This is a genomic window from Haloarcula sp. JP-L23, from assembly GCF_011602445.1.
Lineage (GTDB): Archaea > Halobacteriota > Halobacteria > Halobacteriales > Haloarculaceae > Haloarcula > Haloarcula pellucida.
On sequence record NZ_CP050014.1, the window covers coordinates 843,325 to 858,837 of the forward strand.

At 68.0% G+C, this 15,513-nt stretch carries 23 protein-coding genes; 16 read left to right on the forward strand and 7 right to left on the reverse strand.

Translation table 11 applies throughout. The features are described 5' to 3' along the window. Position 1: 1 nt before the first annotated feature. The gene (locus G9465_RS04200; protein WP_166967815.1) at positions 2 to 823 is read right to left on the reverse strand and encodes a hypothetical protein; all 822 of its coding nucleotides are present in this window, start codon (positions 821 to 823) and stop codon (positions 2 to 4) included. Between the two features lie 200 nt (positions 824 to 1,023). On the opposite strand from G9465_RS04200, the gene G9465_RS04205 reads away from it, so the two are divergent. The 3 genes from G9465_RS04205 (at position 1,024) to G9465_RS04215 (ending at position 3,337) form a co-directional block, all read left to right on the forward strand. Continuing rightward, a complete protein-coding gene (locus tag G9465_RS04205) occupies positions 1,024 to 1,704 on the forward strand; it encodes a lipoate--protein ligase family protein (RefSeq protein WP_166967817.1) in 681 nt (226 codons plus the stop codon). 64 nt (positions 1,705 to 1,768) lie between these two features. Further along, the gene (locus G9465_RS04210; protein ID WP_166967819.1) at positions 1,769 to 3,073 is read left to right on the forward strand and encodes a dihydroorotase; all 1,305 of its coding nucleotides are present in this window, start codon (positions 1,769 to 1,771) and stop codon (positions 3,071 to 3,073) included. Positions 3,074 to 3,157: 84 nt separating this feature from the next. After that, positions 3,158 to 3,337, forward strand: coding sequence for a hypothetical protein (locus G9465_RS04215; RefSeq protein WP_166967821.1), 180 nt, complete (start codon positions 3,158 to 3,160; stop codon positions 3,335 to 3,337). Here G9465_RS04215 and G9465_RS04220 read toward each other — a convergent pair. Then, a complete protein-coding gene (locus G9465_RS04220) occupies positions 3,334 to 3,660 on the reverse strand; it encodes a hypothetical protein (protein ID WP_166967822.1) in 327 nt (108 codons plus the stop codon). The genes G9465_RS04215 and G9465_RS04220 overlap by 4 nt on opposite strands. 115 nt (positions 3,661 to 3,775) lie before the next feature. Next, a complete protein-coding gene (locus tag G9465_RS04225) occupies positions 3,776 to 4,441 on the reverse strand; it encodes a DUF5806 family protein (RefSeq protein WP_227015707.1) in 666 nt (221 codons plus the stop codon). A gap of 101 nt (positions 4,442 to 4,542) precedes the next feature. On the opposite strand from G9465_RS04225, the gene G9465_RS04230 reads away from it, so the two are divergent. Beyond that, positions 4,543 to 4,914 carry a universal stress protein gene (locus tag G9465_RS04230; RefSeq protein ID WP_166967824.1) on the forward strand — a complete coding sequence of 124 codons (372 nt, stop codon included), beginning with the start codon at positions 4,543 to 4,545 and terminating at the stop codon, positions 4,912 to 4,914. After that, positions 4,911 to 5,432 (forward strand): GNAT family N-acetyltransferase, encoded by a 522-nt coding sequence (locus tag G9465_RS04235; RefSeq protein WP_166967825.1) that lies wholly within the window; start codon positions 4,911 to 4,913, stop codon positions 5,430 to 5,432. The genes G9465_RS04230 and G9465_RS04235 overlap by 4 nt, the downstream gene beginning before the upstream one ends. Here the strand turns inward: G9465_RS04235 and G9465_RS04240 are convergent. Further along, on the reverse strand, positions 5,429 to 5,866 hold the full coding sequence (locus G9465_RS04240; protein WP_166967827.1) for a universal stress protein: 438 nt from the start codon (positions 5,864 to 5,866) through the stop codon (positions 5,429 to 5,431). The two genes, G9465_RS04235 and G9465_RS04240, sit on opposite strands and share 4 nt — an antisense overlap. Before the next feature lie 104 nt (positions 5,867 to 5,970). Between G9465_RS04240 and G9465_RS04245 the strand changes: the two genes are divergently transcribed. The 3 genes from G9465_RS04245 to G9465_RS04255 are packed head-to-tail and all read left to right on the forward strand — an operon-like array spanning position 5,971 to position 7,765. Continuing rightward, positions 5,971 to 6,438, forward strand: coding sequence for a universal stress protein (locus tag G9465_RS04245; RefSeq protein ID WP_166967828.1), 468 nt, complete (start codon positions 5,971 to 5,973; stop codon positions 6,436 to 6,438). 43 nt (positions 6,439 to 6,481) lie between these two features. Continuing rightward, complete coding sequence (locus tag G9465_RS04250) at positions 6,482 to 7,573, forward strand: DHH family phosphoesterase (RefSeq protein WP_166967829.1); 1,092 nt, start codon at positions 6,482 to 6,484, stop codon at positions 7,571 to 7,573. A 51-nt stretch (positions 7,574 to 7,624) separates the two neighbouring features. Further along, complete coding sequence (locus G9465_RS04255) at positions 7,625 to 7,765, forward strand: hypothetical protein (RefSeq protein ID WP_166967831.1); 141 nt, start codon at positions 7,625 to 7,627, stop codon at positions 7,763 to 7,765. Between the two features lie 15 nt (positions 7,766 to 7,780). Here G9465_RS04255 and G9465_RS04260 read toward each other — a convergent pair whose 3' ends face one another. Beyond that, on the reverse strand, positions 7,781 to 8,212 hold the full coding sequence (locus tag G9465_RS04260) for a DUF5807 family protein (RefSeq protein WP_166967832.1): 432 nt from the start codon (positions 8,210 to 8,212) through the stop codon (positions 7,781 to 7,783). A gap of 129 nt (positions 8,213 to 8,341) precedes the next feature. On the opposite strand from G9465_RS04260, the gene G9465_RS04265 reads away from it, so the two are divergent. Together G9465_RS04265 and G9465_RS04270 are read left to right on the forward strand one after the other, a co-directional pair. Further along, positions 8,342 to 8,647 carry an Hsp20/alpha crystallin family protein gene (locus G9465_RS04265; protein ID WP_166967834.1) on the forward strand — a complete coding sequence of 102 codons (306 nt, stop codon included), beginning with the start codon at positions 8,342 to 8,344 and terminating at the stop codon, positions 8,645 to 8,647. A 57-nt stretch (positions 8,648 to 8,704) separates the two neighbouring features. Further along, the gene (locus G9465_RS04270; RefSeq protein WP_166967835.1) at positions 8,705 to 9,130 is read left to right on the forward strand and encodes a dCTP deaminase; all 426 of its coding nucleotides are present in this window, start codon (positions 8,705 to 8,707) and stop codon (positions 9,128 to 9,130) included. On the opposite strand, the gene G9465_RS04275 is transcribed toward G9465_RS04270, so the two are convergent. After that, positions 9,127 to 9,435: a hypothetical protein gene (locus G9465_RS04275; RefSeq protein WP_166967836.1), complete on the reverse strand. Its 309-nt coding sequence runs from the start codon at positions 9,433 to 9,435 to the stop codon at positions 9,127 to 9,129. The genes G9465_RS04270 and G9465_RS04275 overlap by 4 nt on opposite strands. Positions 9,436 to 9,591: 156 nt before the next feature. Between G9465_RS04275 and G9465_RS04280 the strand changes: the two genes are divergently transcribed. From G9465_RS04280 to G9465_RS04290, 3 genes are all read left to right on the forward strand, one after another. Then, entirely contained in the window at positions 9,592 to 9,981 is a 390-nt protein-coding gene (locus G9465_RS04280) for a 30S ribosomal protein S6e (protein WP_166967838.1), read from the forward strand. Next, positions 9,978 to 10,406 (forward strand): hypothetical protein, encoded by a 429-nt coding sequence (locus tag G9465_RS04285; RefSeq protein ID WP_166967839.1) that lies wholly within the window; start codon positions 9,978 to 9,980, stop codon positions 10,404 to 10,406. The genes G9465_RS04280 and G9465_RS04285 overlap by 4 nt, the downstream gene beginning before the upstream one ends. 82 nt (positions 10,407 to 10,488) lie before the next feature. Further along, positions 10,489 to 11,367 (forward strand): CheF family chemotaxis protein, encoded by an 879-nt coding sequence (locus G9465_RS04290; RefSeq protein WP_166967841.1) that lies wholly within the window; start codon positions 10,489 to 10,491, stop codon positions 11,365 to 11,367. A 133-nt stretch (positions 11,368 to 11,500) separates the two neighbouring features. Here the strand turns inward: G9465_RS04290 and G9465_RS04295 are convergent, their stop codons facing one another. Beyond that, positions 11,501 to 12,424 (reverse strand): thiamine-phosphate synthase family protein, encoded by a 924-nt coding sequence (locus G9465_RS04295; RefSeq protein WP_166967842.1) that lies wholly within the window; start codon positions 12,422 to 12,424, stop codon positions 11,501 to 11,503. A gap of 110 nt (positions 12,425 to 12,534) precedes the next feature. On the opposite strand from G9465_RS04295, the gene tenA reads away from it, so the two are divergent. From tenA to G9465_RS04310, 3 genes are read left to right on the forward strand one after another with little or no spacing between them, the layout of a single operon-like run. After that, positions 12,535 to 13,200, forward strand: a complete 666-nt coding sequence (gene tenA / locus G9465_RS04300) for a thiaminase II (RefSeq protein ID WP_166967844.1) — start codon at positions 12,535 to 12,537, stop codon at positions 13,198 to 13,200. Then, positions 13,197 to 13,952: a TenA family protein gene (locus G9465_RS04305; RefSeq protein WP_227015709.1), complete on the forward strand. Its 756-nt coding sequence runs from the start codon at positions 13,197 to 13,199 to the stop codon at positions 13,950 to 13,952. The genes tenA and G9465_RS04305 overlap by 4 nt, the downstream gene beginning before the upstream one ends. After that, complete coding sequence (locus tag G9465_RS04310) at positions 13,946 to 15,472, forward strand: sodium:proline symporter (protein ID WP_166967846.1); 1,527 nt, start codon at positions 13,946 to 13,948, stop codon at positions 15,470 to 15,472. Before G9465_RS04305 ends, G9465_RS04310 begins: the two co-directional genes overlap by 7 nt. Positions 15,473 to 15,513 lie beyond the last annotated feature (41 nt).

Below are 15,513 nucleotides of genomic sequence, written 5' to 3' on the forward strand. Positions count from 1 at the left end.
GTTAGCGTCGCTCGACGGTAACCTCGACGCGCTCGCCCACCGGGAGGTCGACCCCCTCCCCGACGAGTTTCACGCCGGCGTCGTCCCGCGAGCAGAACAGCGCCAGCCCCGTCACGGGGTCGCCGTTCGCGGAGACGGTCACGCTATCCCACGCCACCGTTCGGCCGTCGGCGGTGCCGACCTGCTGGCCGGCGACGCTCGCTCGCGTCGGACCGTCGTCACCCAGTACCCCGCCCCACTCGTAGTGCGGGAGGCCGCCGTCGAGGACGCCGCCCCCGTCGTTCGCCACACCCGCGAAGCGTTCGCCGGGGGCGGGGTGTTCGGGGCTGTCGAGTCGCGCCCACGTCTCGCCCGTCTCGACGACGGTGCCGGTGCCGTCCCACGCCAGCGGTTCGACGTCGACGCCCACGTCCACGGGCAGTGACCCCGACGCTCGGTAGGGGTCGGCGTCGTGGTCCCGAAAGCCCAGATGGACGTGGTTCGGGACCCACGGCGCGAAGAACCCGGCCCGAACCAGTTCGCCGATGTCGTCCCCGACGGCAACCGTCTCGCCCGGTTCGACGCTCGGGTCGACGTGGAGGAGGCGGGCGACGTACTCTCCGGTGTCGACCAGAATCAGGTGGTCGTGTTCTGCGGCGTAGGGCTTCGGCGGGGCGCGGACCGCCTTCGTGTCAAGCACCTCGCCGGCCACGGGCGACGGTGCGCGCTCACCCTCGGGGTAGAGGTCTATGGCACACCCGTCGTCGTGAGCGTCGAACGGCGAGTTGTACAGCGAGAATCGGTAGTAGCGGTGGAGTACGTCCCGCGGGACGGTGACGGCCATCGGCGAGGAGTTGGGCACGCCGGGGTATGTGCCTATCGTCCGAGTGTTTACGTCCGAAGACGGGACCACGGCCGGGCGTGCGCTGACCGACACCGCGACGGGGGCCGCGGGTGTGCGACACGTCCCGTCGTGACTGCCGTGTGTCGCCTGTTCGCCACCGGTTGCGAGAGCGTTTAATCCGTCGCTGTCCTACGACCGCCATGCGACTCCTCCGCGGTCGAGCGAGCGACCACGAACGCGACTACGAGCGCACGCGAGCGATGGTCACTGGCGTCGCCGACGACGGCACGCCTGCGCTTCGCGTCTGGACGCCACACCGACAGGTGGCCTTTGGCCGCCGTGACCGCCGCGCCGAGGGGTACGACCGCGCTCAGGAGGCCGCCGCGGACCGGGGCTATCCCGTCCTCGAACGGGCCGTCGGCGGGCGGGCCGTCGCCTACACCGGGTCCACCGTCGCCTTCGCCCTCACGGAACCGGTCGCCGATTCCCGAGGTGATATCGGCGGGCGCTACGACCGCGTCTCGGCGGCGGTCCGGCGCGGCCTCGCGACCGTCGGCGTCGACGCCGCCGAGGGCGAACCGCCCGACTCCTTCTGTCCGGGCACCCACTCGTTGCAGGCCGACGGCAAGGTAGCGGGCCTCGCCCAGCGTGTTCGGCGACAGGTCGCGCTCACCGCCGGCATCGTCGTCGTCAGCGACCACGAAGCCATCGCGGCAGTGCTCGACCCGGTGTACGACGCGCTCGGCGTCCCGTTCGACCCCGATTCTGTGGGGAGCGTGTCGCGTGCCGGCGGCCGCGGCGACCCGGCCGAGGTAGTGGACGCGCTCGAACGCGCCCTCGTCGGGGAGCGTTCGGTCTCCGAGCGGCGGACTGTCCAGTGAGACAGGGGGTCGCCCCCGAAACCACATCCGAGACACTTAGGGGTGCGCCCGGACGACAGACGGTATGCTCATCCGCAACGCGACGCTCGCGGACGGCCGGCAACGGGACGTCCGGGTGCGTGGTGAGACCATCGCCGAGGTCGGCCGCGACCTCGAACCCGACGACGAGGGAACTATCGAGGCGACGGGCAAGCGACTGTTTCCCGGCATGATGGACGTCCACGTCCACTTCCGTCAGCCCGGCTACCCACACAAGGAGACGTGGGAGAGCGGGTCGCGCGCCGCCGCCGCAGGCGGGGTCACCACCGTCGTCGACCAGCCCAACACCGACCCGCCGACCGTCGACAGCGAAGCGTTCGACCAGAAAGCCGAGTTCGCCGCCGACTCGATAATCGACTGGGGAATCAACGGCGGTGTCACGGCCGACTGGATACCGAACGTCCTCCTGCGCCGGCGCCTGTTCGCGCTTGGTGAGGTGTTCCTCGCGGACTCGACGGGCGATATGGGTATCGAGACGGCTCTCTTCGAAGAGGCGCTGGAACTGGCGACCGAGGAGGGCGTCACCGTCACGGTTCACGCCGAGGACGCCGACCGATTCAACGACGACGCCCGCGCCCGCGACGACGCCGACGCGTGGAGCGCCTACCGCACCGCCGAGGCCGAGGCAGAGGCCGTAACGCGGGCCTGCGAGGCCGCCGAGCGGATGGGCGCCCGCATCCACATCGCTCACACCTCGACGCCGGAGGGCATCGACATCGCCGCCGACGCCGGGATGACGACGGAGGTGACGCCACACCACCTCCTGCTCTCGCGGAAGGACCTCGGCGAGTTGGGCACTTTCGGCCGGATGAACCCGCCGCTCCGCCGCGAGAAGCGCCGCCGCGAGGTGTACGACCGCGTCGTCGACGGCACCGTCGACATGATCGCGACCGACCACGCGCCCCACACCCGCGAGGAGAAAGACGCGAGTATCTGGGACGCTCCGTCCGGCGTGCCGGGTGTCGAGACGGTCCTGCCGCTCCTGCTAGCGGAGGCCCGGGACCCCGACACCGGCCTGACCTACGAGCGCGTCCGTGACCTCACCGCCGCGAACCCCGCCGACGTGTTCGACGTGCCCCAGAAGGGGCGTATCGAACCCGGCAAGGACGCCGACCTCGTGCTGGTCGACACCACCGAGACGACGGAGATTCGCGGCGAGAACCTGCACACCGACTGTGGCTGGACTCCCTTCGAGGGTTTCGACGCTATCTTCCCCGAGTGGACGATGGTCCGTGGGACGATGGTGTACGAGCGGGACTCCGACGAGGACGTCTTCTACCGTCACCAGGGCGAGAACGTCCGCGACGCCGACGGCGAAGTGCTGGAGTAAGCCGGTTATATGTCGGTTTCCGTGGTGTGTGTCCACAACACATAATCGCGCTGTGGTCTTACGTCAACGCGGTGATAGAGACGTATGCCACGCTGTGAGAACTGCGGAGCGGAACTCGAAACCGCCGACGACCTCGAACACGAGGAGGTCGACGAACTGAATCTCGTAGACGAGGACGAGGGGCCGCCACGCATCCAGATCGGCGTCGACATCCGCGACGTCTACCGGTGTAAGAAGTGTGGGAAGGTCCTCGGTGTGAGCTAGACCTGCCGCTTGCTCGCCCGTCGCAGCCTCGTCTCCGGGACCGGGCGGACGAGACCGAAGTAGCACCGATACAGGAGTATGCCGCCGCCGAGACCGGCCAGCGACGCCAACAGCACCGTCTCCGCAGCGTCGGGTTCGAGACCGAGGCCGAGCGCAACGATGCCGGTCCCGGCCACCGCGACGAGCGCGACGGTCTGGTGCAGTCGCGTTCCCGGTAGTCGGTCCAGTACGCCGTGTTCGTCGGCGTCGTAGGCGAGGGCGGTCGTCGCCGTGAACAGCGCCGCGAGCGGCGGCGAGACACCTTCGTCGAGGGTGAGCCACACCTGCGCGAGCGCCAGAACGGCGAGGAACTCGTCAGTAGGTGGACTTTCGTGCGGGGGTCCATCGCCCCAGCGTTCGGGCGACCGACAGCAAACGGTGCCGGGGTCCGCCGCCGACTCACTCGTCGACGTCGAACTCGTGGCCGCACTCCGGACAGCAGACCTCGTCGTGTCGGAGCGCCGCCGAGTGCTCGCGCACCTCGCGCATGACCGAGGAGATGCGGTCCTCTGCTTCCATCTCCTCCTCGACGGCGAGGTCGACGCCCTCGACTTCCAGCAGGAACTTCGCCACCTCGGTGGACTCGTACATCACGTCGTCCAGTTCCTCGGCGGTGAAGAAGTCAGACATCGCACCGTAGAGGAACGTCGCGCCGGCCTTGCGGACCTTCTCCTCGAAGGACGCTCGGGCCTGATTGACAGCCTGCGGCGTGTACGTATCGGTCATGAACGGGACGAGTTCGGGGAGGTTCTCCCCTATCTTCGTCATCTCGACGCCGGTCTCGGTCCGGAAGTCCGCACACAGGCGAGCGATAGCCCACTCGCGGGCAGTGACGTACGTCCGCTCGCGCAGGAACTCGTTGGCCCGGTCGTAGGTGCCACCCTCTATCTTCGTGAAGCGCTCGTACTTCCGGACGTCCTCGGGCACGTCGCTGGCCGGCGTGACGCCGCCATCTGCGGCGTCGACGCCTGCCTCGTCGGCGGCCGTCCCCTCGTCGGGCGCGTCGTCTGGTTCGTGTGGCGTGACCACCCGTGTCGGCTCCTCGTCGCTGTCCGGCGGTGTCATGGCCGTCTGTGTGTGCCCGCGCCGAAAAAGCGTATCGCCCCCGACCGCTCCGTCTCGCTCGTCAGGTGGCTTTTTGAGCGATGCCGACCGAGTGACCGCGTATGCACATCCTGCTCGGCGTCGGGGGCAGCCAGTTGTCCTACCACGCACTGGACGAGACGATAGCACGCGCACAGGAGACGGACGACGAACTCACTATCGCCATCTTCGACAACGAGGAGGCAGACACAGACGCGGAGGCGGTCAGAGAACGCGTCGAGTCGACGCTCTCGGAGACCAACTTCGAGGCGTCGATACGAGACATCAGCGGCGAGTCGCCCGGGAGCGAACTGGTCGACATCGCCGAGAGCGAAGGGTTCGACCGCATCGTACTGGGCGGCGGTGAGCGCTCCACGCTGGGGAAGATTCAACTCGGCTCCGTCGTCGAGTTCGTCCTGTTGAACGCACAGACGCCGGTCACGCTCATCCGATGAGCCGGACCTACCCCGACGAACCGGCCGGCGAGTTCCCCGCGCCGCCCCGGACGGTCACCGACAAGGAGGGTCGCGAAGTCGAATTAGTCCCCGCCGACGAGGCCGACCGCGAGGCCATCGTCGCGATGTACGTCGACTTCGACCCGGCCGACCGGGCACAGGGTATCCCGCCTGCCAAGGAGGAGGGCATCCGCGACTGGTTGGACACGATTCTGGACGGCGACTGTGTCAACGTCGTTGCGCGCCACGACGGCGACGTCGTCGGTCACGCGACGCTCGTGCCGGACCGACACGGCGAACACGAACTCGCCATCTTCGTCCTCCAGTCGTTTCAGGGGGCCGGCATCGGCACTGCCCTCGTCGAGGCGCTACTGGGACAGGGCCAGCGGGCGGGCATCGAGAAGGTGTGGCTCACGGTCGAACGGTGGAACGACGCCGCCGCCAGCCTCTACCGGAAGGTCGGGTTCGAGACGAGCAACGCCGAGAGCTTCGAGATAGAGATGGCGATACGGCTCTAAACCGAGAGGACTGGCTGGCTCGCGTACTCTAAGACGTACAGCGCCGCGCGGCCGACGGGCTCTTCGCTGTCACCCTCTCGCGGGATGACGATGAAGTCCGCCGCGACGTCCTCGGCGACGTCTAAGACGACGCTGCCCGGCGTCTGCATCAGGCGGTGTTCCGAGAACGCCGTCGCTGTCGACGTATCGAGGGTGCCGTCGTGGCCGGAGCCTCGGAACTGCTCGCGCACCCGATCGGTGAACGCGCGGTGTTCCTCCGCGATGGTCTCGGCGTCGACGTGGCCATCGTCGATGTCCCGTCGGAGCCGCTCGTCGAGAACGAACAGGAGGTGGAGGTCGGCGTCGTATCGCTCGGCGATGGCGATAGCGTACTCGGCCGCCCGCTCGGACCGGTCGCTGCCGTCGACTGGGACGAGCACGAGGTCGATGTCCATCACCTGTCTCTGTGACCGGCCCGGACAAAAAGCCACCTCATCCCGCAGTGGGCACTGTGATCTGATGGGGCGGCTTTTTGGTCGTGCCCGCGGTAGGCCGAGATATGTTCGACACGGTGGTCATCGCGACAGACGGGTCCGGCAGCGCAGAACGGGCCGTCGAAGCCGCCCTCGACCTCGCCGCACACTTCGATGCGACCGTCCACGCGCTGTACGTCGTCGACTCCGGCGAAGTCGAGTCGACGCCCGAGGAAGTGCGTACCGAACTGGAACGTGCGCTGGCGACCACCGGCGGGCGCGCGCTCTCGTTCGTCCGGGAGGCCGCCATCGCCGAGGCAGACAGCGACGACATCGTCACCGCTGTCCGGCAGGGCGACCCCGCCGACGAGATCTGCCAGTACGCAATCGACCACGACGCCGACGTCGTCGCCACTGGAACCCGGGGCCGGCACGGCGAACACGGCTTCCTGCTCGGCAGCGTCGCCGAGGAAATCGTCCGACAGGCCCCGATGCCGGTGCTGTCGGTCCGCCAGTTAGAGGGTGCGGTCAACCCCGAACGCGAACAGGTCTGAGACGGACCGCGGGGTTCATTGCTGGCGGTCGGCATGAACGGGCATGGACGATTGGCTCATCGACGACGACCGTCTCTCTATCGAGCGTAAGTCTGTGCTCCCCGGCGAGGGCTTTTTCATCCCGGACTCCTACGAAGAGGAGCAGGCCGAGGCCGAGGCCGCCGAGACGCTTTCCGACGCCGACGTGGTGGTCATCGCCGACCCCGACGCCGACGGACTGGCTTGTACCGCGTTGATTCGCGAAGCCCACGGTGAGGGCGCACTGCTGCCCGCCGGCCCGCACGAACTGCAGGAGGCGCTCGCGTGGACCGCCGAGTACGCCGAACCCGAGGCGACCGTCTTCGTCTGTGACCTCTGTCCGGACAGCGAGTCGGACCTCGGCGCGCTCTCGAACCTCGTCGCCCGCGTCGAACGCGTCGTGTGGTTCGACCACCACCAGTGGGACGCCGAACTCGGCGGTATCGTCGACGACGCGGGGGTCGAGCGAACTGTCGGGGAGAGCGACGAGGTGTGTACCGCCGACGTGGCCCTCGAACAGCTAGACTACGCGTTCGACGAGCGCTGGGCGGACCTCGCGGCGGTCACGCGGGACCACGACCTCTGGATTCGCGACGACGAGCGCAGCGACGACCTCGCGGACTTCTCGTACTGGTCGGACCCCGAGGAGTACATCGAGGCCGTCGCCGAACACGGTCCCGACCTCTCCCCGGAGGTTCAGGAGTTCCTCGCCGAGAAGCGCGTCGAGAAAGACGCGCTGATAGAGAAGGCCGTCGACCGCGCGGAACTGCGCGAGGTCGGCGAATGGACCGTCGGCGTCACCTACGGTCGCTGTTCGCAGAACGAGGTCGCAGAGGCCCTGCGCGAACAGGGCGCCGACGCCGCCGTCATCGTCAAGCCCGCCGGCTCTGCGTCCATCCGCGGTACCGAGAACTTCGAGCGCGCCCACGAGGTGGCTCGACAGGTCAACGGCGGTGGCCACCCGAAGGCGGCGGGGTGTAAGCCGGACATCTACGACGACATGATGGACTACGCCCACCACTGGACGACCCACGGCGCGGTGGCGAAACAGGCCATCGTGGACGCGTTCAAGCGGCTACCCGAGGAAGAAGACGAAGGCGTCGACACCGAGCGGTAGACCGGACGCGAGCGGAGCGAGGTCTTTTTCGCCCACGTTTTTCGAGGAGTGGTGGTCGAGCGGAGCGAGACCACCCGACGAAGAAAAAGGTGGACTCGGACGACCCACGGCGCGGTGGCGAAACAGGCCATCGTGGACGCGTTCAAGCGGTTGCCGGAAGAGGAGGACGAAGGCGTCGACACCGAGCGGTAGCGGGTCGAGGCGCGATTACTCGTCGACGACCCACTTGTCGCTGTACCGCTCGCCACAGGCACAGACGGCGTAGGCGTGAATCACGTCGCCTTCGGCGTAGAGGCCGCCGACCTCCTCGTTCTGGGCCTCCGCGAAGGCGAAGACGAACCGCGTGGTGTGGTTCTCCTCGGGTTCCTCCTCCTCGACGGGACAGACAGCGCCAGTCAGGTCGTCCCGAACCGTTCCGTCGGTGCCCATCGCCTCCTGTGCGAGCCCCATCGGGTCGATGCCGGTGGCCGACTGGAAGGCGCTGCGCCCGTCGTCGCCGGGGAGAACGAGGACGTGACCGTCGTCGACGGCGTCGGCGTACTCCGCCAGCGCGCCGGGGTTCGAGACGGCGTCCTCGTGGAGGAAAAAGAGGACGTCGTCGGGCCGCTCGCCCGCCAGAAACTCCGTGTGCTTGCTCATACTGGCTCCGAGTCGTTCGGAACGCAAAAGCACGGCGTTCTCCCAGCCAGCGTTCGGGCCGCCCGAAGCCGTCTCCCCTGCTGGGAACCGCCTGTGCCCTTTTTCCATCTAGTTGCCGAAGTAACACGTATGGTGACGCACCATCCCGCCAAAGGCGTCGAACTGTACCGCGAGGACGACGCGTTCGTCGTCCTCGTCGAACTGTCGGGGTTCGACCGCGAGGACGTCGACCTGCGGTGGCACGACCGGCACCTCCACGTCGAGGCCGAACGCCACGAACCGGGCGAGCGCTCGCGGGTGTTCCACCGGTCGATTGGACTCCCGCGGCCGATTCGCGAGGCCGACATCACGGCGACCATCGAGGACGGTGTGTTGGAAGTCACGCTCCCTCTCGACGACCGGGAACGGGAGGGCCGGCGTATCGATATCACCTGACTGTTCGGTGTCAGTCCGCCCCCATAGTTTTGCGACGCCGGGCCGACACGTCCACGTATGGCCGACCTCAGCGAGTACGTCACCGACGTCGTCCACGAACAGACACAGACGGACAGTCCCGGCTTCGACCTGACCGTCGCCGAGGTGTACGAGGTGGTCGACCCCGGTCGCATCGACTTCGGCGGCGGCGAACTCGAACCGGCCGGGACCGCGCCCCACGCCAGCGCGAAGCGCGACCCCGAGGACGACTACGAGTGGTGGACGCTCCGGGCCGGGCAGTACCTCGTCGAGTTCAACGAGTCCCTGACCGGCGAGGCGACGGTGACCGTCCAGCCACGGACCGAACTCCTCGAACGCGGCGGGACCCACCCGACGCTCCACGTCGACGAACTGCCAAGAATCCCGTTGTCGGTCGGCGGTGCCGGACTCCGCCTCAAGGCGAACGCCCGCGTCAGTACCATCGTCGACGCCGAGAAACGCTAGTCGTCGGCGACCATCGACGCCGTCGCGGCCGTCGACTTATCGCTCACTCGACTGGCACGCTGTTCGTCCGCCGACGGTTCGCCCGCCAAACTGTCGGCGGCGCGGTGTAGCGACGCCGACACTGCCCGTTGGTGCTCGCTCGCTCGACGGGTCGAGTCCTGCAGGTCCGTCACGGCCCGCTGGAGCGTCGTCAGTTCGTCGCTGAAGTCGCTCATCGACCCGCTCAGCGTCCCCATGGCGTCGCCGAAGTCCCGTACCGACTCGCCGCCACCGACCCGCTCCGCCGCCCTCGTCGTCTTGCTCATACTCCCACCGACACACCGGGTCGTTGAGCCAGCAGTACCTAACCAGTTAGCGTCTCGCCGTCGCAGTCGGCCTCCGACAGACCGTGGTGGACCGTCACGAGGTACTGGCCGGGACGCTTCGATGCGCTTTTGAAGCGCGATAGATACGAAATAGGTATGGCTGAATTCACTGTCGCTGTCTCCGACCCGGAGAGCGGCCACACGTACCAGATCGATGTCGACGGACAGGACGCAAACCGCTTTATCGGCCGCGAACTCGGCGACGAGGTCGACGCCGGTGCCGTCGGCCTCGATGGCTACACGCTCGAACTCACCGGTGGCTCCGACACCGCCGGCCGACCGATGCGACCCGACGTCCGCGGCATCCAGACGAAGTCCATCATGTCCGACGGCGGTATCGGCTTCGAACCGACCACCGACGGCGAGCGAAAGCGCATCACCATCCGCGGACGCGAAATCAGCGACGAGACGCGCCAGATCAACGCCACAATCGTCGGCCGCGGCAGCGAACCGGTCGACGACCTGCTTGGTGCCGACGACGAGTGAGCGAGCGCGTTCCGAGCGACCACGACGCCGTCGAGACACACCGCGTCCCCGTCGAGTCCATCGGGCGCACCGACCGCCCGCGAGTCGTACTCCCGGACGCCGTCGACCTGCAGGAGGGCGACGTCGTCGGGATGGCGCTAGACGGCGACACCTACCACGCGGCTATCGAGACGAGCATCGAGGGCGACGTCGTCGTCACGCACGTCGCCGACAACCGGCGCGTCGCACGCGACCACGAGGGCGAGAACCGCCTCGCCGAGTGGATCGCCGACGGCAGCGTCTCGCTGGGCGGGTCGGCTCACCTCGACGTCGTCACTGCCGGTCACCAGTACGGCCTCCGAACGCCGGGGACTCGCGTCGTCTACACTGCGACCGACTCCCCGGACTCCTCGCTGTCCGACATCGCACGAGACCTCGACGGATGACTGCGTCGGCCCCGGTTTTCCCGACTGATACTGGCGCGAAACGCTCAATAGACCGGCGGCTGTAACCGGTACCACGAGCGACATGTCGGAATCAGTCATCGCGGATTTCGTCGGCCAGTTCAACTCGGAGGTGGCCAGCCGCGGTGATCCTGTCAAGGGCCGCGTGGTCCTCTCGCAGAAACGCCTCGTTCTCGCCGCCAGCGAGGACGACAAACTGACGATTCCCCTCGATACCATCTTCGACATCGCCATCGGGCAGGTGCCGCCCGACCTCGGGGACTTCTTCGACTCGACGGTGACCATCGCCTTCGAGAAGGGCGGTCGTCGACTCGTCGCCGCCATCGAGGCCGACGACGAGAAGATCGAGAAGTTCGGGACGCTCCTGTTTAAGGCCATCATCAACGGCACCGAGACGACGGTCAAAGAGCGCGCCCGCGTCGGTGGTCGCGTCACCGACGACGAGTTCCAGTCGGCCGGCCTCTTTCTCACGCCCGGGTCCGTCGAGTTCCGCCGCGGCGACGACACCTTCGCCATCGACCTCGAGACTGTCTCCGACTTCGACCGTACGAGCCGAGAGATAGCCGGCGGGACCCGGCCAGTGCTGGTCGTCAGACACATGCAGAACGGCACCGCGGTGACGACGCTCGCGGCTCTGGCCTCGTCCCGGAAGATGTCCATCCTCGGTCGATACCTCCGCCGGGAGTACTCCGGTCTCATGGAGGAGCTACAGAACGTCGACCTCACGAAGGACAAAAAGGAGGTTCTGGTCGCGATGTACTCGACCGGCGACATGGAGGGGATGCCGCTGGCGGGCATCCTCGGGAAGGACTCGGCGGCGGTGTCGATGCTCCTGCAGGACCTCGAAGCCGACGGCCTCATTCAGGACGGGTCGGACGGCCCGACGCTCACCCCGAAGGGACAGGTCGTGGCGAGCCGGTTCTTAGAGGACGTCAACGTCTAGGCTCCCACTTTTTACTGCGAGGGGTGTCCTCGCGCCGGAGGCACGGTATGCTTCACAGGCAGGCCTGCCTGTCCCCGGGTCGCGCGACAGAACGCGCTCCCGGCCACCGCATCGTGCCCACTCTCGATGACTTCTAGGACTCCGTCGCTGCGACCAACTCTGCGACCAGTCGCGCCGCATCGGCACCCGTCTCCGAGAGGACGTACGTGATCGGTTCGATACCGAACGCGCCGCGGTGGAAGACGATGTCGGGGACGTTCCCGCGCTCCTCGAACTGCTCGCTGAGGCGGTCGCCGCGGTTCTCGTAGCCGGCGTCGAACTCCATGATATCGAGGCCGCGGTCCCGGGCGGCCGCGAGGAAGGCGTCGTCGGTAGCGAGGTTCAGCGCACCGCGGCGGTCGGGTTCGACGGTCATCGCCGCGAGAATCGTCGTCGCGACGTGAGCGGAGGCGCCGAACTCCGGGTTCGCGGGGACTTCGATGCTGTTGTCCATCACGTAGATGCGGCCGGGCACCGCGGCCACGTCCGACCGACTCTCGGCGTCCGGGAGCGCCGTACCGACGTTCGTGCCGACGTTCGGGACGAACGCGGCGAGGCCCGGCGTCGTCGCGAGGACGCGACTGGCCTCCCGGACGCTGTCGAGCACTGCGCGCTCGGTCCGGAGTTCCGGGTTGACGCCGCGGACACAGAGGTCACACCCCAGTCCTTCGAGGCCCGGCATCGCTTCCTCGTGGAGTTCACAGATGGGGCCGCGGTCCTCGAACGCACGGACGAGTTCCAAGACGGCCGCGAGCGCGTCGTAGGCGTCCATCTCGTCGTTTGCCAGTCCGTCGGCGACTCGCTCGACGGTCGCCGCGGTTCGCGGGTGCTCGGCGATCCGTGCCTCGACGCTCGGGTCGCCGCTGACGTACGTCGAGACGGCCGCCTGCGTCACGCCGAGGTGCGCCGCTATCTCCTGCTGGGTAAGCCCGTGGTCCGCGAGTTCGCGGGCGAGCAGTACACGGAGCGTCGGCAACACGTCCTCGACGACGATTTCGCTCGGCAACCGGAGCGACATACCACGGGGTTGGACGACCCACGGCTTAACAGTTCGACATCGACGGCGCTGCGGCCTATAACTGGATTGTATCGGGAAGTTATATCACCGTGGACCGACGATGCACGTCTATGAGCTTCACCGACGAGCTGGCCGACGTGGGCGACCCGATTTGGGACGCCGTCGTCGACCATCCGATGGTCGAACAGCTAGGGGAGGGGACCTTAGACGAGGCCCCGTTTCGCTACTGGGTTAGACAGGACTACGTCTACCTCGTGGAGTACGCGCGGGTGTTCGCGCTGGGAGCCGCCAACGCCCCGGACCTCGCCCGGATGGGTACGTTCGCTACGCTTCTCGATACGACCATCAACACGGAGATGGACCTCCACCGGGAGTACGCCGCCGAGTTCGGCATCAGCGAGGCCGACCTCGAAGCCACCGACCCGTCACCGACGACGCGGGCGTACACTGACTTTCTCGTGCGAATCGCCGCCACCGGGACGTTCGGCGACCTCGTGGCCGCGCTGCTGCCCTGTATGTGGGGGTTCAACGAGACGGCCCGGAGACTGGACGAACAGGGCCGACCAGACCACGAGCAGTACGCCGCGTGGATCGAGATGTACGCTGGCGAGGAGTTCACCGACCTCGCCGAGTGGTGCAAGGGCCTGATGGACGACGTGGCCGCCGACGCCACCGAGGCCGAACGCGAGCGCTATCGCGAGCTATTCGAGACGTCGGCCCGGTACGAGTACCGCTTCTGGGACGCCGCGTGGCGAGAGGAGACGTGGTCGGTGTGACGGGCGACTCGTCGGCGGTGCCGGACACCTACGCCGCCTACGCCGAGGACCGCGAGGACCCCCGGTTCACCGAGTGGCTTCGCGCACAGGCGGGGCCGTCGTGGGACGCCGCCACCGACCACCGATTCACCCGCGAACTCCACGCCGACACGCTCGATGACGCCGTCTTCCGGCGGTATCTGGTGCAGGACTACGCCTTTCTGGAGACGCTCGTCGGGACGTTCGGGCATTCGGTCGGCGACGCGCCGTCGATGGCCGCCAAGTCCCGACTGGTCGATTTCCTCGGGACGCTCACGGACGACGAGAACGACTACTTCGAGCGGTCGTTCGACGCCCTCGGCGTGTCCGAGTCGACCTATGAAGACCCGGCGCTGACCGAGACGACGGCGGCGTTTCGGGACCTGCTCCTGCGAGCGTCCCGCGAGGGCGGGTACGCCGAGACGCTGGCCGTCCTCGTCCCTGCCGAGTGGGTGTACCTCGCGTGGGCGACGGCCGAGGGCGACCGCGACCGACCGGAGCGGTTCTACCTCGCCGAGTGGGTCGACCTCCACGCCGTCCCGGCCTTCGAGTCGTTCGTCGAGTGGCTTCGCACGGAACTGGACCGTGCCGGCGCGGCCGCGAGCGAGCGCAGACAGGCCCGCCTCGCCGACCTGTTCTGTCGGACCGTCGACCTCGAAGTCGCGTTCTTCGATGCCGCGTACGGGGCCGACGATGCTGGCACGGCGACCGACGGAGGTGACCGCTCGTGGTGACTACCGCCGTCGCGCTGGGACTGACCGTCGTCACGCTGGCCGCCTTCGCCGCGTTGGGCGTCTGGTACACCCGTGGTCAGGACCGCTCGGCCGACGACTTCCTCACCGCCCGCGACTCCGTCGGCGAGGGGCGGATGACGGCGACGCTCGTCGCCTCCGTGATGGGCGTCTGGATTCTGCTCGCCGCGCCCGAGGCCGGTGCTGGCTTCGGCGTCGCCGCCGTCGTCGGGTACGCTATCGGTGAGGCCCTCCCGATGCTGGCGTACTCGAAACTCGGCCCCCGAATCCGCGAACTCCTCCCCGAGGGCCACTCGCTCACCGAGTACGCCCACGCCCGCTACGGGTCGGCGATGTACGGCTTCGTCGTCCTCATCAGCGCGCTGTACATGTTCGTCTTCGTCGCCGCGGAGCTCACCGGCATCGCCGGGGCGCTCTCGCTGGTCGCTGGCGTCCCGCAGTGGCAGACGGCCGTCCTCGTCGGTGGGTTCGTCCTCCTCTATACAGGGTATGGCGGTCTCCGGGCGACCATCGTCACGGACACGGTACAGGCCGTCCTCGTTCTGCCGCTTCTCGCACTCGTCGCCGGTGGCGTCGTCGTCGCACTCGGCGGCCCCAGTGCGGTGTACTCCGGCGTCGCCGCGACGAACCCCACGCTCGTAGACGTCGGCTTCCTCCCCGGCCTCCAGTTCGGACTCGGCCTCGCCTTCGCCATCCTCGGCGCGGAACTCATCAACCAGACGTGGTGGCAGCGCATCTACGCCGGGCGCGACAGCGAGACGGTCGCTCGCGGCTTCCGTAACGCCACCGTCCTCAACGGCGCTACCGTCTTCGTCGCGGCACTGCTCGGCGTCGTCGCCGCCGGGCATTCGGACGTCGTCACCGACATCTCCAGTTCGGCGTACAACGCCGACGTGGCCTTCTTCGTCCTCGTCGAGAGCGCGTTCGGCGAGTGGCTCTTGCTGGCCGTCGTCCTGCTGGCGCTCTTGCTGGTCGTGAGTTCCGTCGACTCGCTGTTCTCGGCGCTTGCGAGTCTCGTCACCGCGGACCTCCCGCGACTGCTCGCGGACCCGGACGACCGTACCCTCCGACTCGGCGCGCGGGCGCTCACCGTCGTCGTCGCCGTCGCCGCCATCTACGTCAGCCTGCGCGCTCGGAGCGTCCTCCGCCTGTTCTTCTTCGCGGACCTGCTGGGGGCCGCCGTCGCCTTCCCCCTCGTCTATGGGCTCTACTCCCGGGGGCTGACCGGTCCCGGTGCGCTCGTCAGCAGTCTCGCCGGCCTCGCCGTCGGCCTAGCGTACTTCCCGGACCTGCGCGGCGTGACGACGGCGATTCCCGTCGTCGGGGACCTCCTTCCGGCGGCGGACCCGCTGTATCTCACCTCGTTCGCCGGCGCCTTCCTCGTCTCGACGGCCGCCGCTCTCGTGGCTGCTCGCGTGTCGGACGCGTCGTTCGACTTCGACCGGCTCGCCGACACCGGCAGGGCGTCGATGACCGACGGCGGGTCCGAGTCCGCCGACTGACCAGTCGGTTTTCTCCGATCTGATAACTGCCCCACCACAGT

Excerpts from the sequence above, each read along its gene's own strand:
- G9465_RS04200 (WP_166967815.1), bottom strand. The coding sequence starts at position 823 with ATGGCCGTCACCGTCCCGCGGGACGTACTCCACCGCTACTACCGATTC.
- G9465_RS04205 (WP_166967817.1), top strand. The coding sequence starts at position 1,024 with ATGCGACTCCTCCGCGGTCGAGCGAGCGACCACGAACGCGACTACGAG.
- G9465_RS04210 (WP_166967819.1), top strand. The coding sequence starts at position 1,769 with ATGCTCATCCGCAACGCGACGCTCGCGGACGGCCGGCAACGGGACGTC.
- G9465_RS04215 (WP_166967821.1), top strand. The coding sequence starts at position 3,158 with ATGCCACGCTGTGAGAACTGCGGAGCGGAACTCGAAACCGCCGACGAC.
- G9465_RS04225 (WP_227015707.1), bottom strand. The coding sequence starts at position 4,441 with ATGACACCGCCGGACAGCGACGAGGAGCCGACACGGGTGGTCACGCCA.
- G9465_RS04230 (WP_166967824.1), top strand. The coding sequence starts at position 4,543 with ATGCACATCCTGCTCGGCGTCGGGGGCAGCCAGTTGTCCTACCACGCA.
- G9465_RS04235 (WP_166967825.1), top strand. The coding sequence starts at position 4,911 with ATGAGCCGGACCTACCCCGACGAACCGGCCGGCGAGTTCCCCGCGCCG.
- G9465_RS04240 (WP_166967827.1), bottom strand. The coding sequence starts at position 5,866 with ATGGACATCGACCTCGTGCTCGTCCCAGTCGACGGCAGCGACCGGTCC.
- G9465_RS04245 (WP_166967828.1), top strand. The coding sequence starts at position 5,971 with ATGTTCGACACGGTGGTCATCGCGACAGACGGGTCCGGCAGCGCAGAA.
- G9465_RS04250 (WP_166967829.1), top strand. The coding sequence starts at position 6,482 with ATGGACGATTGGCTCATCGACGACGACCGTCTCTCTATCGAGCGTAAG.
- G9465_RS04260 (WP_166967832.1), bottom strand. The coding sequence starts at position 8,212 with ATGAGCAAGCACACGGAGTTTCTGGCGGGCGAGCGGCCCGACGACGTC.
- G9465_RS04265 (WP_166967834.1), top strand. The coding sequence starts at position 8,342 with ATGGTGACGCACCATCCCGCCAAAGGCGTCGAACTGTACCGCGAGGAC.
- G9465_RS04270 (WP_166967835.1), top strand. The coding sequence starts at position 8,705 with ATGGCCGACCTCAGCGAGTACGTCACCGACGTCGTCCACGAACAGACA.
- G9465_RS04275 (WP_166967836.1), bottom strand. The coding sequence starts at position 9,435 with ATGAGCAAGACGACGAGGGCGGCGGAGCGGGTCGGTGGCGGCGAGTCG.
- G9465_RS04280 (WP_166967838.1), top strand. The coding sequence starts at position 9,592 with ATGGCTGAATTCACTGTCGCTGTCTCCGACCCGGAGAGCGGCCACACG.
- G9465_RS04290 (WP_166967841.1), top strand. The coding sequence starts at position 10,489 with ATGTCGGAATCAGTCATCGCGGATTTCGTCGGCCAGTTCAACTCGGAG.
- G9465_RS04295 (WP_166967842.1), bottom strand. The coding sequence starts at position 12,424 with ATGTCGCTCCGGTTGCCGAGCGAAATCGTCGTCGAGGACGTGTTGCCG.
- tenA (WP_166967844.1), top strand. The coding sequence starts at position 12,535 with ATGAGCTTCACCGACGAGCTGGCCGACGTGGGCGACCCGATTTGGGAC.